Consider the following 14,466-nt stretch of genomic DNA (forward strand, 5'->3'; position numbering starts at 1 on the left):
ATAAGACGAGAAAGCCAACCCAATGGGTTGGCTTTTTTGCATTTGGGGTTTTTAAAAGATCAAAAATCAGTGAATTTTAAATATTATTCTAAATTCTGAATATAAAAATGCCCTAAATTAGGGCATTTTTTATGATCTTTTAACAAAAGTTATGACGAGAAAATGCAGCGAGTACTGTTCTTTCTGAAATTTCTAAATAGTCTTCCATTGCTGTTGCTGCTTCTTGTGCTTTTCCATCCATCAACAGCATTAAAATCTGTTCATTTTTTTCAATATAAGGTGCGTGTAGTAATTGAGGATCATTGAGTAAGCCAAATGCTAAACGTAATTCAGCTAGAATAAGTTGGTATTGTTTAAACAGTCTAGGGCTATCTGAAAGCTCAACAATCGCGGTATGAAAGTGCATATTGCAGGTTCCTACACCGTTCCAATCTTGTTGTTCTTGAAAAATTTTTGCTTGATTAACACTATCTTGCATTCTAACAATAGCGGGATGCATGGGATAAGAATGTCGTAGAGCATCACATTCAATTAATCGTCTTACACGATAAATATCCATGATACTTGCCATATCTGGTACAGAAACAAAAACACCACGATTAGGTTTATAAGTCAAAAGCCCTTCTTGGGTAAGAACGCGGAAAACCTCTCTTAAAGTATTACGCGATATTTCTAGCGTTTCACTTAATGCAGTTTCTGACAATCTTTCGCCAGGAGGTAATTCTCCAATAGTGATTTTTTGCCGAATAATATTTGCAACTTTTTGAGAAAGAATTTGTGGAGATGTTTTTTTCTGCATTATCTTCTGCTATTAGCTTAATAGAAGCGTCTATTCTATCAGTGTGTTTTGTAATATATAACCTCTATTATGCCACTCTGTCGTACTTCTCACTGTATCGAATATAACTTTCTATTTATTTCCATCAAAAAAAATTAATTTTTCCTTACGATATTTTAGTGATTAAACATATTTTTCCTTCTATATTAGCGCACTATTTTTGTGCATTTGATCTTTTTATGCCTCATTTAAGTGCATATTCATGACTAATTAACGAGTCATAATTGTCAATAAAATGTTAAAAATGCGATCTTGTTTGCACTTTTATCATCCCATATTTAAATCTATTTGCTTATTTATTCATCTATTATTATTAATTGTTCAACAATCTAATATCAGGTGATTAACAATTACGTATTCATGCTCAACAATGGCACGCTAATTGCCTTAGTAATAATAATTAAAATAATGATGATAAAGGGGGTAGCTCATGGCTACACAAGACACTGCAAATACAACATCAAATACGTTTATAAAAAATAGACGTTCTTCTCTGATAGCTGCCATTTTTTTAATGGCAACGTCAGCAATTGGGCCAGGTTTTATTACTCAAACTGCAACCTTTACTGCCACTATGGGAGCCGCATTTGCGTTTGGTATTTTGGCATCAATCATCATCGACTATGTTGTTCAGCAAAGTATCTGGCGAGTGATCACGGTTACCAACATGCGAGCTTCAGATATTGCTAACAAAGCAATACCTGGCAGTGGCTACTTACTTGCTGTATTAGTTATTTTTGGTGGCTTAGTATTTAACGTGGGTAACATTGCAGGTGCTGGCTTAGGGCTTAATGCAATGGTTGGTCTAGATCCTAAATGGGGCGGGATCTTAAGTGCTTTACTTGCGATCTATATTTTCTCATCACGCAAAGCCAGTAACTTTATTGATCGTATGATCATTGTTCTTGGTATCGTTATGATCCTACTGACGGTTTTTGTCATGATTGCGTCTAATCCTCCAGTAGGTGAAGCATTAAGACAAACTGTTTTACCTGATGCAATTAACTTCGCTACGATCACTACAATTGTTGGTGGGACCGTAGGCGGTTATATCTGTTATGCGGGGGCTCACCGTCTCCTTGATAAAGGAACAACGGGGATTGAGAACATTGATGCGGTATCAAGCGCTGCAACCAAGGGAATTTTAGTCGTTGGATTAATGCGCTATATCCTGTTCCTTTCCATTTTAGGTGTGGTTGCCAGTGGCGTAACATTAGATATTTCTAGCCATGCAGCAAATCCAGCTTCTCAAGCATTTCAACATGCAGCGGGTTTAACTGGATTACGCATCTTTGGTCTTATTTTATGGGCTGCTGCATTAACGAGTGTGATTGGTGCTGCTTATACCTCAATGTCATTTATTACTGTATTTAAAGAAGGTGTTACTGAGCGTCAACGTAATATCGCAACCATTATTTTCATCGCTATTTCACTCGCCATTTATATGGTAATGGGAACTGCACCGGCTGCATTATTAGTCTTTGCCGGTGGTTTTAATGGACTCATTTTACCTATTGGTATGACACTTTTCATTTTTGTTGCATGGCGCCGCCAAGATCTCATGAATGGTTATAAATATCCTGCATGGCTACTGTGGTCAGGTATTTTTGTCTGTGCGCTGACTTGGTATATGGGCATTATGTCCGTGGGTGCTATTTTCAACTACCTCAACATTGCTTAAGAGAATAATAACGATGATAAAAGCAGTCGATTTAAACAGTGATTTAGGTGAAAGCTTCGGTCAATGGACAATGGGCAATGATGATGCAGTGCTTGGAATTGTCAGTAGTGCAAATATTGCTTGTGGCTTTCATGCAGGTTCACCAGATGGAATTTTAAAAACATTAAAAGCAGCGAAACAACACAATGTCGCGATAGGGGCACACGTCGCTTATCCTGATTTAGTGGGTTTTGGTCGCCGTAATATGGATATCGCCAGTGATGAATTAACCGCAGATGTGATTTATCAAATAGGTGCATTACAAGGATTAGCTAAAGCGGTTGGAATGAGTGTGACTTATGTTAAGCCTCATGGCGCGCTTTATAACACTATTGCTCATGATAAACGTCAAGCACTTGCTGTTATTGATGCGATCCTCTCCATCGATCCACAACTTATATTAGTTGCTTTAGCCGGATCACCCCTTATTGAACTTGCAAAGGAAAAGGGGCTTCGAGTGATTGCTGAAGCCTTTGCAGATAGAGCTTATCATTCTGATGGCACATTAGTTTCTCGCAAAAAAGAGGGTGCCGTTTTACATGATCCCAAACTTGTTGCACAACGCATGTTACGCCTTGTGCAAGAAGGTGGAATTGAATCTATAGAAGGTATTTTTACCACGATACAGGCTGATTCTATTTGTGTTCATGGTGATAGCCCAGATGCTGTAGCTCTTGCCAAAAGTGTAAAAGAAATTTTAATTAATCATGGTGTTAGCATTAAGCCTTTTGCCCCTTCTTCACTGAACAATGAGGTGTAAAAATGACTTATTTAATGAAGGCAACACCTGAGGCAATCACAAAAGCACAAGAAGCTCGACTTGCCATTCGCAATGGTTTGGATATTCCAACAGCAGGTATGGCAAAAGGAATGACACAAGCTAATATGATTAGTTTGCCACGTGATTGGGCATTTGATTTTCTGCTTTATGCTCAACGTAATCCGAAAAGTTGCCCTATTTTAGATGTGTGTGAATCAGGAAGTTATCGCACTGTTTTAGCAAAAGACGCTGATCTACGCACTGATATTCCCCGTTACTGTGTTTGGGAAGATGGCAAATTAGTTGATGAAATTACGGATGCCACTGAGATTTGGGCACAGCATCCGGATCTAGTCACTTTCCTTATTGGCTGTAGTTTCACATTTGAAACGCCAATGTTAGAAGCGGGCATTGAAATCCGCCATATCACAGATAACAGCAATGTTCCGATGTATAAAACGAATCGCTTATGTCGCCCTGCTGGGCGATTAGAAGGCGAGTTAGTGGTTTCGATGCGTCCTATTCCTGCTGACCGAGTTGCTGATGCAGTAATGATCAGTGGTCGATTTCCTTCTGTACATGGTGCTCCGGTTCATATCGGTTCACCAGAAGCGCTGGGTATTAAAGATATTATGTCACCCGATTTTGGTTCTCCAGTAAGAATTGAACAAGGTGAAATTCCTGTATTTTGGGCTTGCGGTGTAACTCCACAAGCGGCAGTTATGCGTTCAGGTGTACCTTTCGCCTTAAGTCATTCTCCGGGACATATGTTTATTACGGATGTGCCTGATGCGGCTTATCACGTATAAAGGAGGAAGATACTTTGCGCTTTTTACCCGTTAATTTATCTCACTTATTAGTTGAGCTTTCTTCTTTGAAAGAGACGCTCGCATTGTATGAATCTGTCAAACAAGCGAATATTGCTGCTATTCAAGATATTGTACCCGCGGCAAAAACACTATTAATTCACTATACGCCGTGGCTAATCACGGCTGAAGAACTTGTGTGTCAGCTTCGACAATTAGAAGTCAAAGCGATATCAGCTCGTCAAACACAATCATTAACGATCCCTGTTCATTATCAAGGTGAAGATCTTAATGAGGTCGCTGAATTATTAGGGATCGCTACCAATGAGGTGATCCGCAGGCACACAGAACAAACCTATCAGGTTGCATTCACTGGTTTCGCCCCAGGTTTTGCTTATTTGATTGCCGATGAAACGCAGCTCTATGTGCCTCGCCGTAAAACACCTCGCACACGAATTCCTGCTGGATCTGTCGGATTAGCCGGTGAGTTTAGTGGTGTTTATCCACAACAAAGCCCAGGTGGTTGGCAATTAATTGGCACCACAGAAATAAAAATGTGGGATCTTTCTCGTGAACAACCTGCCTTTTTATTACCAGGTAATGAAGTGCATTTTGTTGATGCCCAAAAATCCCCAGTAACAGTTTCATTACCTGAGAAAAAATCAGCAGTAGCTTCCCAGCTCTCGTTAAATGATAAAGGGTTATATGTCATTTCAGCGGGGCTACAAACTTTATTTCAAGATGAAGGGCGTATTGGTGCGGCATCAATGGGCGTATCTGCTTCAGGTGCACTCGATAAGCCAGCCTTACATGCAGCTAATCGTCTAGTGGGTAATCCTATCTCATTTGTGGCGCTTGAAATAACGCAAGGTGGATTGACGCTTAAAGCACGACAAGACTGTGTGATTGCATTAACCGGTGCAGATTGTTCTATTTTATTAAAACATGAATCGGGTGAGGGCGAATATTTATCAGGTTATCAGCCTATAGATGTTCGTTGTGGCGATGAAATTATTTTAGGTATGCCAAAAGCGGGTGTACGTAGTTATCTAGCCGTTAGAGGTGGTTTTGAATTACCAGCGGTTTTAGGCAGCCATGCGTTTGATACTTTAGCGCAAATTGGTCCTAATGCTTTACAAGAAGGTGACGTGCTTCATCTTAATCACGAAAGTACGCTAAATGGGATTATTGCTGAGGAACAACCTACATCAACACTGCCAAAACAAGGCGATATCGTTACGCTGGATGTTGTTCTAGGCCCTCGTACAGACTGGTTTACAACGGATGCGATAAAGACGTTAACGTCTCAATTATGGCAAGTGACACCACAGTCTAATCGTATTGGGTTACGTCTGTTGGGCGAAATACCTCTGGCACGAGAGCAACAACAAGAGCTATCGAGCGAAGGCACTTGCATTGGTGCAATTCAAGTTCCGATTAATGGGCAACCTGTTTTGTTCCTTAACGATCACCCTTTAACAGGAGGATACCCTGTTATCGGCGCTGTTGCTGAATATCACTTACCACTCGCAGGGCAGATCCCTGTTAACGCTAAAATTCGTTTTAATCCAATTACCGAATTTCAAGAATATTGATAGGAGAATGCCACTCATGACAACAATTAACCAAAAACAACGAGTGAAGCATAGAGTACTGATTGCCAACAGAGGCGAAATCGCTGTTCGTATTATTCGAGCTTGTCAGGACTATGGCGCGACTTCCATCGCTATTTATGCCAATGATGATATTGATGCACTGCACGTTCGTCTTGCTGATGAAGCTTATGGGCTCAATGGTAATTTGCCGAAAGAGAGCTATCTAGATATTAATAAAATTATTGATATTGCCCATAAAGCCAATGCCACGATGATCCATCCCGGTTACGGTTTTCTTTCTGAACGAGCTGACTTTGCAAAAGCGGTACAAGACGCGGGATTTATTTGGATCGGCCCTAACCCAGAAACGATAGAAGTACTTGGCGACAAAGTGAAAGCTCGCAAAATTGCACAATCTGTTGGTGCTCCTCTTGTAAATGGTACGGCTGATCCTGTTAATGATGCCAAAGAGGTTCTAGATTTTGCTAAACAATATGGTCTACCCGTTGCCATTAAAGCTGCTTTTGGTGGTGGAGGTCGAGGTTTAAAAATCGCCCATAAAATGGAAGAGATTGAAGAGCTTTATCATTCAGCAGTACGAGAAGCTGTAACAGCTTTTGGACGTGGTGAATGTTATGTCGAACAATTCTTAGATAAACCTCGCCATATCGAAGCGCAAATTATTGCAGATAAACTGGGTAACGTTGTGGTTGTAGGAACGCGAGACTGTTCATTACAACGTCGTAATCAGAAGTTAATTGAAGAAGCACCAGCACCTTACTTAACAGATGAACAACGTGAACGTATTCACCAATCAGCTAAAGATATTTGCGCTAAAGCGGGCTATGTGGGCGCAGGTACAGTTGAATTTTTATTAAGTGCTAATGGGACTATCTCTTTTCTTGAAGTAAATACGCGTTTACAAGTTGAGCACCCAGTTACCGAAGAAACCGCAGGTATTGATTTAGTGATTGAGCAATTACGTATTGCGGAAGGTTTACCACTAAGTATTGATAAAACCCCCGTTCCACGCGGTCACTCTTTTGAATTTAGGATCAATGCAGAAGATCCAGCCAAAGGCTTTTTGCCAACACCGGGTTTAATTACGCATTTCTCTCAGCCTTCAGGTCCAGGTGTTCGTGTAGATAGTGGTGTTGCTGAAAATAATCAGGTTTCACGTCAATTTGATTCCATGATGGCGAAATTAATCGTCACTGGGGCAACGCGTGAACAAGCTATTTCTCGTGCTCGTCGAGCATTAGCTGAATTTAAAATTGAAGGCGTGGCAAGTGTATTGCCTTTCCATTGTGAAATGATGGGGCATACTGATTTTACTGAAAACTTTAAAGTGCATACCCGTTGGATTGAAACTGATTTTCAGGCAAAAAATACCCATTTCCCTCGTAGCACACAGGCAAAAAATGAAGAGCTAGTACGTACTTTTATTGAAATTGATGGTCGTCGTCACGAATTAGCTTTACCCGCTCAACTACTTTCTCTCTCTGCGGTAATACCGACAGCAATCGGTGCGAGCCATGAGAAAGAAGAGAATGAAAAAGCCGTCACTGCACCTATTTCTGGTGTATTACATAGCTGGGTTTTATCTGATGGCGACAAAGTCAAAGAAGGCGATGTCATTGCTATTATGGAAGCCATGAAAATGGAAGTTCAGGTTGTGGCTTCTCGTAATGGTGTGTTACTGCAAAAAGCGAAAACAGGTGATTATTTTTCAGCAGAAACCATTTTGGCTGAAATTAACTAACTGATTAATCAATAAAATATCTTTTTTCAAAGTGAGCTCTTTAATATGAATAAACCTCATATTAAGGAGCTTTTTTATAACAATGAAATTTATATTCCTATTTGTTATATCTAATTCCTTTTGGTTATAAGTTATTTTGCCTATAATCGAAGCTTGTGAAATTTTGAGCAAAAAGGAAATAAGATGTTGCTTGTAACACAACTGCTTATTGGCGCTACGATAGGGTTAGTTATTACAACAACGGGTGTTGGCGGTGGTGTTATTTTATTGCCAGTTCTTATTTATCTTTTTGGTATGAATGCACTAGCGGCAGTTGCGACAGCAAATTTACTTTCTATGCTAATGAAACTCTCATCTTCTTATATCCATTTTCGTTTAGGCAATATTCCATTAAAACCTGCACTATTGATTTTGGGGATCATGTTTCCTGCGACATTTTTAGCGAGTTATGGCGTGACATGGTTGGGATCACAACCTCAATATTATGCTCGTGTTGAATCTGCAATTAATATCTTAATGATTGTGGCTATTGTATTTTCGCTGATCTTATTTTTACAGCGAATGATAAGAAAATCATCACTTTCAGCTCCTTTGAGCCCTTTATCGGCACCTTCTTCTGTTACTTTTTCTTCCTTATTTGTGCCGGGAGTAAGTGCTGGGTTTGTACTTGGTGCAACTGGCGTAGGAGGGGGATTAGTGGTGTTGCCTGTGTTAATGCGTTTTGCACAAATGGGGATTAAAGAGGCAATCGGCACTTCTATTTTTATTACCACGATCCTTTCTGGTGGATCAGCTATCGCTTATAGTGCTGGTGGTTATACCGATGTTCACACGGCACTTATTCTTTGCTTAGGCTCATTACTCTCTATTCCATTAGCACGCTATTTACTTGTGTATTTATCAGAGCGTTTTTTCCAATATTTAACACTGTCTTTTATTCTGATCAGCATCATTATGATGAGTTGGAAATTAATAAATTAACTTAATGTAATATCGAGTGAGTCAATCTTTCTCTTATTACCTTTAGTTAGACTAAACTTATTCTATCATCATTAGATTAACTATTAAGAGTAAGTAAAAACGAGATGAACATTAAAACAGGTGATGAGTTTTTAGTTTATATGGCGCTGGGTGAAGAGAGTTATATGAAAGAGTATTACCGTGTGATTGAAATTGATCCTACGCTTTCCCAAGTGACAGGTAAATTACTAAGAAGAACGACAGCTGATGACAAAAATATTGGTTTAGGTCGTTGCGAGTTAGAGGGGGGTATTGAACAATTTGCGTTAGAAGATATCTATCCTGTTAAAGAGTGATCCGTTATTGGGATCACTCTCTTTACTTAATTTGTTGCTTAGGCAGCGGGCGCATTTTCAGGTAATGCAGATTTTGGTAAGCCAAACACTTTGTCAAATACCCAGTTATAAACGAAGGTATAACAAGGGATGATGATGATCAGTGCAAAGTCCATCACTAACGCTTGCCATAACGAAACATTAAGCCACCATGCTATTAACGGAATTAAATAGAGCACCAGTGTTAGCTGAAACCCAATCGCATGTACTAGGCGACGTCTAAATGTTCGAATTCTTGAAACCTGCCGACTCTCCCAAAATTCAAATAGACAGTTATAAATAAAATTCCAACTCACCGCGATTGTTGTGATCACAAGCGCTAATGGGCCAGTTACTGCTGTTGAGCTATCAGCCAAAAGTGCAAGCCCGACTGATGAAATAACCCAGCCAAAAATTTCATAAGCTGTCACGTAGACAATTTTTCGTTTGATACCTTGCATTGTGCTCTCTTTTTCTGTGGATCTGTGTCGTTAAGCATCGTAAGATAAATCAGTAAGAATGATAGAAAAAGTTAGCTAGTATCAATTTGACTGAAACATCAGGAGTGAACATGCAGTTCTCAAGTGAACATATTGCGATATTTTTAGCCGTGATGGATAAGGGATCTTTCTCTGCGGCTGCACGTTCATTAAAACGCGTTCCATCAGCAGTCAGTATGGCAATTGCGAATATGGAAGCTGAATTAGGTTATGCACTTTTTGAGCGTTCATCACGAGAGCCACAGCCCACAGAAAAAGCCAAAGCACTTGAACCCCATGCCCGAATGATTGCAGAGCAATTAAAATTATTACAAGTGCATGCACAAGAGCTTTCGATGGATCTCGAAAGTGTCTTAAATATTGGTGTTGCGGCTGATATTAATCCTGATTATTTATTACCTGCGTTATCTGAATTAACGCAACGTTATCCGTTACTTAATGTGAATGTGATAACAGCTGCACAAGATGACATAATTGAAATGCTACATGCGCGTAAAATACAGCTCTGCTTAGTTTATGGTGGAATGTATGTTAATGGTGATGAGCAATTTCAATATTTAGGTTCTGAATCACTTGTTGCAACAATATCAGCCAGCCATATAGCTCTTGCTCACCCCGCAGGTGTATTTATTGAAGATTTAGTGAATGTTCGCCAAATCATTATTGCTAGTCATACTCAGGAATTACGTGATGTACGCTCTTTAGTGGCAACGAATTATTGGCAAACTGATAGTTTTCAAATGGCATTAGGTATGGTTGAAGCGGGAATGGGCTGGGGTAATTTACCGTATTCACTGATTTATACCCAATTACAAAAAGGTAAGCTCAAGCAGCTTCAGTTTAAAAATACCAAAAATGAGTTGCGATTACCTATTCATGCTATGTGGCTAAAAGGGGAGTCGTTACAAAAAGGGGCAAAAGAGTTAGTTGAGCTGATGAATACTCACCAGCCCATCGTACCTAATTTTGATTAATCTACACGTTGTTGATGAACCCAAACGGCAACTTCAACACGAGATTTTAGCTTCATTTTTTTCAGTAGATGTTTGACGTGTACTTTGACCGTACTTTCAGTGATATCAAGCTTACGTGCGATCATTTTATTTGATAGCCCTTGCGCGATCAGCTTTAAAATATCGCGTTCACGCGGGGTGAGTTGTTCAATATCACGCTCACCTTCAGAACGATCTTCACGTAATGACTCGGCCAAAATAGGGGTTAACGTAGGGCTGACGACCATTTTCCCTGCGGCAGCTTGTTTAAGAGCCGCAAGTAATTCTTCCGGCTCCATATCTTTTAAAAGATAACCATCAGCACCACGTTTTAAGGCGGTGACTAAATCATCACTGTAGTTTGATACACTAAACACGACGATCCGACCTGATAACGACTTTAATCGCAGTTGATCAAGTGTTTCAAAACCATTCATTCCTGGCATATTCAGATCGAGTAAGATTAAGTCAGGATCTAACTCTTCAGCTAGTTTCACACCTTGAATACCATCTCCCGCTTCCCCAACGACAGTTAGTGTTGTATCAAGACTTAAAAGTTGTTTTACACCATTGCGTAGCATCGGGTGATCATCAATGAGTAAAATTGTCGCTTTTTCTGTGGAGGATCCCATATTATTCATTACGACTTGCTCCAATTTAGACAGGGTCTTTATGAGTAGTTATTAATGGAAATTTAACAAACACTTGAGTACCGCCCTGTTCGCGTACTTTTATAGTATAAGAACCATTTAGGCTATTTGCGCGTTCACGCATAATAATAAGACCATAATGATTTAATTTTTCAGGGTTAGGGCTAATTCCTTCACCATTATCATTAATTTTTAGCTCAACCATGCCATTATCAAGAGATAAAGAGACTTCCGCCCAGTTGGCATTGGCATGTTGTAAAATATTATTTAACGCTTCACGCACAATTTGAACCACATGAATGCCTTGATGTGAATTTACGCATTTTGCAGGTAATTGATAGTCAAAATTAATAGCAAAACCAAGGCGTTGATTAAATTCAGTTAATGTACTTTCTAACGCAGCAAGTAATCCTGGTTCAGTCAGTTTTAAGCGAAACGTGGTTAACAGTTCTCTTAATTGGCGATAAGCCACATTAAGCTCTTCACGCATCTCTTTGAGTAGTTTTTGGCAATTATCGGGTAAGGTTTCTGACTGCATCTGCAAATAGCTGACTTGCATTTTTAAACAGGAAAGTGATTGGGCAATAGAGTCATGTAATTCGCGAGCAATTGCCGAACGCTCATCCATTAATAGAAGCTGTTGCTGTTGCTCGTTTTGTTGTTCCATTGCCAGCATGGCTGAAATTTGTTTTGTCAGTAATAGCATTAAATTATTTTGTTCATCCGTTAAAACCGTATTTTCAGGTAACTGCATAACAAACAAGCCATAACGATGGATTTGATCGGCTAATTCCCAATGTAATAACTCACTATTTAGCAAAGTTGCTATTGGCGTATTATCTTCACAACGTTCACATTGCTGATCAGGGCAATGATGCGGGCGTGATTGAGGCGCTAAACTAATTTCATTAAACAGTGTGTGATGATTATCTTCATATAAGCGTATCTGCAAATACGCATTAGGAATAATTTGTTGAAGCTCAAATAATATCTGTCTTAATCGAGCACACAGCGGTGCGGGGGAGTGTAACTGCTGGCTTGAATGATAGAGGTAAGAGAGCACTTTATTTTTCTGTTGTAAGTCGTGCGTTTTTTCGACCACTCTTTTTTCTAATTCACTATACAGCGTAGAAAGCTCTTCTGACATGGTATTGAGTGCGATACCCAAAGTGGCAATTTCATCATGGTGTGCGCGCTGATGAAAACGTGCTGAAAAATCACCATGACCAATCGAATTTGCCATCGCCATTAATTGTTGCCAAGGATGTAATAAACGACGGCGAAAATGCCAAACAGAGCCAAACAGTAATAACAGAGTGAGCGCAGTAAAAATAAGCTGGGTATAAGCCACCATCCTTATTTTTTGCTCTGTTAGCTGGTCTATACTTAATACTAACTTATCGAGTTGAGAAACAAAAAAGACAACTTCTTCTTTTGCATCATCACGTTGTTTTGCATAGAGCAATGTTGGTTTTAAGGTATCTTTCCAGTAAGTATTTAATTGAGCATATTGTGATTGTAGCGATTCATTGCTTAAGACTTGAAGTAATTCACTACTGTCTAAGTCGGTTTCTAATTCGTGAAGATAATAACGATGTTGTTCATCTAGGGGTAAAGCAGATAACAAGCGATAGCTCTGCATACGCAAAGAGCCTGATTTATTAATCGCATGGGCATTACCTTGCACACTTAAAATAATGTGGTTAGAAACCGCCATACCCACAACACCCAATAGGGTGAAAAGTAACATTAATATTGCGATTTGATTAATAATTGAAAAACGGTAATGCCATTGGATTTTATGAGTACTCATCGCTATTTTTCCAAATTTATTCAGGCACTATCTTGCCTTAAAAAGGCATCAAATGTCATATACTACTAAAGTATTACCCCTAAATATCTTATGGAGGTAATTTCACTTGTAAATTATAGCGGTTTTAATTTAACTTATTAATTTAAAATGAAAAATAAAGGATAACCCTATTAATACTTAGGTGTAAAGAACGATTTTAGCTTAAAAATCAAACAAATCTTTGCTTGATGCAGATCATGACTAATTAACAATTCTAATCGTAAAAAGGTGCCAATCTAACCGTTAATCGAGGTTGTTATGGCACTCACTCAACACCCAGAAAAAATGAGAAAAGGGGTGATCGAAGATTGGCATCCTGAAGATAAAGCTTTTTGGGAAAAAACTGGTCAAAAGATCGCTTCACGCAATTTATGGATTTCTGTTCCTTGTTTACTCTTATCATTCTGCGTATGGATGCTTTTTAGTGCAGTTGCAGTAAATTTGAACAAAGTCGGTTTTAACTTTACCACAGATCAGCTATTTATGCTGACGGCACTACCTTCTGTTTCTGGCGCTATTTTACGCGTTCCTTATTCATTTGTTATTCCTATCTTTGGTGGCCGTCGTTGGACTGCGATCAGTACCGTATTTCTGATCATTCCTTGTATTTGGCTTGGTTTTGCAGTGCAAGACACCACAACGTCTTACTCAACCTTTATTGTGATTTCACTATTATGTGGTTTCGCAGGTGCAAACTTTGCATCAAGTATGGCAAACATCAGCTTTTTCTTCCCTAAAGCACGTCAAGGTGGTGCATTAGGATTAAATGGTGGATTAGGTAATCTTGGCGTAAGCGTTATGCAATTAATTGCCCCATTAGTGATTGGTGTGGGTGTTTTTGCAATGTTTAGTGGCCCCGGTGTTGTTCAACCTGATGGTTCGCACTTATGGCTAGAAAATGCGGCGTGGGTTTGGGTGCCTTTCTTATTGTTTTTTACCTTTGCTGCTTGGTTTGGTATGAATGATCTTGCCGCTAATAAAGCCTCTTTAAGTCAGCAATTACCTGTTTTAAAACGGGGTCATCTCTGGTTATTAAGTATTTTATACCTGTGCTCTTTTGGTTCATTTATTGGTTTCTCTGCGGGTTTTGCCATGTTATCAAAAACCCAATTCCCAGATATTGTCATTCTGCATTATGCCTTCTTTGGACCTTTATTAGGGGCTTTAGCACGTCCTGTCGGTGGTGCGCTTTCTGATAAATTTGGTGGTATTAGAGTTACGCTGATTAACTTTATCATCATGGCAATATTCTCTGCATTACTCTTTTTAACGTTACCTGAAAACGGTGCTGGTGGTTCGTTTATCGCGTTCTACGGTGTCTTTATGGTGCTGTTTTTAACCGCCGGTTTAGGCAGTGGTTCTACATTCCAAATGATTGCAGTGGTGTTTAGAAAAATCACTGTTGATCGCATGAAAGCCCAAGGTGCCACAGATGAAGCAGCTCAAAAAGAAGCGGTAACAGAAAGTGCCGCAGCGCTTGGTTTTATCTCTGCCATTGGTGCAATTGGTGGATTCTTTATTCCTAAAGCCTTTGGTACATCATTGGCTATGACTGGCTCTCCTGCCGGTGCCATGAAAATCTTTGTTCTATTTTATATCGCCTGCGTCTTGATCACTTGGTTGGTCTATGGACGTAAACACAATAAACAATAATGAC

General features: G+C 39.5%; 13 protein-coding genes. 9 read left to right on the plus strand and 4 right to left on the minus strand.

Translation table 11 applies throughout. The annotated features are described in order from the left end of the window. Positions 1-139: 139 nt before the first annotated feature. Positions 140-799 (minus strand): GntR family transcriptional regulator, encoded by a 660-nt coding sequence (locus tag ACNART_RS03390; RefSeq protein ID WP_198619228.1) that lies wholly within the window; start codon positions 797-799, stop codon positions 140-142. Between the two features lie 469 nt (positions 800-1,268). On the opposite strand from ACNART_RS03390, the gene ACNART_RS03395 reads away from it, so the two are divergent. The 7 genes from ACNART_RS03395 (at position 1,269) to ACNART_RS03425 (ending at position 8,797) form a co-directional block, all read left to right on the plus strand. Next, positions 1,269-2,519, plus strand: a complete 1,251-nt coding sequence (locus tag ACNART_RS03395) for an NRAMP family divalent metal transporter (RefSeq protein WP_368927482.1) — start codon at positions 1,269-1,271, stop codon at positions 2,517-2,519. 13 nt (positions 2,520-2,532) lie between these two features. Next, a complete protein-coding gene (locus ACNART_RS03400; RefSeq protein WP_198630453.1) occupies positions 2,533-3,318 on the plus strand; it encodes a LamB/YcsF family protein in 786 nt (261 codons plus the stop codon). Between the two features lie 2 nt (positions 3,319-3,320). After that, entirely contained in the window at positions 3,321-4,127 is an 807-nt protein-coding gene (locus ACNART_RS03405; protein ID WP_198619230.1) for a putative hydro-lyase, read from the plus strand. A gap of 14 nt (positions 4,128-4,141) precedes the next feature. Beyond that, positions 4,142-5,719 carry a 5-oxoprolinase/urea amidolyase family protein gene (locus ACNART_RS03410; protein WP_198619231.1) on the plus strand — a complete coding sequence of 526 codons (1,578 nt, stop codon included), beginning with the start codon at positions 4,142-4,144 and terminating at the stop codon, positions 5,717-5,719. Positions 5,720-5,735: 16 nt separating this feature from the next. Beyond that, positions 5,736-7,481 carry an acetyl/propionyl/methylcrotonyl-CoA carboxylase subunit alpha gene (locus ACNART_RS03415; protein WP_198632036.1) on the plus strand — a complete coding sequence of 582 codons (1,746 nt, stop codon included), beginning with the start codon at positions 5,736-5,738 and terminating at the stop codon, positions 7,479-7,481. A 183-nt stretch (positions 7,482-7,664) separates the two neighbouring features. Beyond that, positions 7,665-8,462, plus strand: a complete 798-nt coding sequence (locus ACNART_RS03420; protein WP_160229933.1) for a sulfite exporter TauE/SafE family protein — start codon at positions 7,665-7,667, stop codon at positions 8,460-8,462. 104 nt (positions 8,463-8,566) lie between these two features. After that, entirely contained in the window at positions 8,567-8,797 is a 231-nt protein-coding gene (locus ACNART_RS03425) for a hypothetical protein (RefSeq protein ID WP_100159878.1), read from the plus strand. A 38-nt stretch (positions 8,798-8,835) separates the two neighbouring features. On the opposite strand, the gene ACNART_RS03430 is transcribed toward ACNART_RS03425, so the two are convergent. After that, positions 8,836-9,276, minus strand: coding sequence for a PACE efflux transporter (locus ACNART_RS03430; protein ID WP_109374292.1), 441 nt, complete (start codon positions 9,274-9,276; stop codon positions 8,836-8,838). Between the two features lie 110 nt (positions 9,277-9,386). On the opposite strand from ACNART_RS03430, the gene ACNART_RS03435 reads away from it, so the two are divergent. Then, the gene (locus ACNART_RS03435) at positions 9,387-10,289 is read left to right on the plus strand and encodes a LysR family transcriptional regulator (RefSeq protein ID WP_198619233.1); all 903 of its coding nucleotides are present in this window, start codon (positions 9,387-9,389) and stop codon (positions 10,287-10,289) included. Here ACNART_RS03435 and narL read toward each other — a convergent pair. Together narL and narX are read right to left on the minus strand one after the other, a co-directional pair. Continuing rightward, positions 10,286-10,939 carry a two-component system response regulator NarL gene (gene narL, locus ACNART_RS03440; RefSeq protein ID WP_109374313.1) on the minus strand — a complete coding sequence of 218 codons (654 nt, stop codon included), beginning with the start codon at positions 10,937-10,939 and terminating at the stop codon, positions 10,286-10,288. The genes ACNART_RS03435 and narL overlap by 4 nt on opposite strands. 25 nt (positions 10,940-10,964) lie before the next feature. Continuing rightward, positions 10,965-12,770, minus strand: coding sequence for a nitrate/nitrite two-component system sensor histidine kinase NarX (gene narX, locus ACNART_RS03445; protein ID WP_368927479.1), 1,806 nt, complete (start codon positions 12,768-12,770; stop codon positions 10,965-10,967). 297 nt (positions 12,771-13,067) lie between these two features. On the opposite strand from narX, the gene ACNART_RS03450 reads away from it, so the two are divergent. Continuing rightward, a complete protein-coding gene (locus tag ACNART_RS03450; RefSeq protein WP_109374295.1) occupies positions 13,068-14,462 on the plus strand; it encodes a NarK family nitrate/nitrite MFS transporter in 1,395 nt (464 codons plus the stop codon). The last annotated feature ends 4 nt before the right edge of the window (positions 14,463-14,466 follow it).

This window comes from Proteus sp. LHD240705 (assembly GCF_047921555.1).
GTDB lineage: Bacteria > Pseudomonadota > Gammaproteobacteria > Enterobacterales > Enterobacteriaceae > Proteus.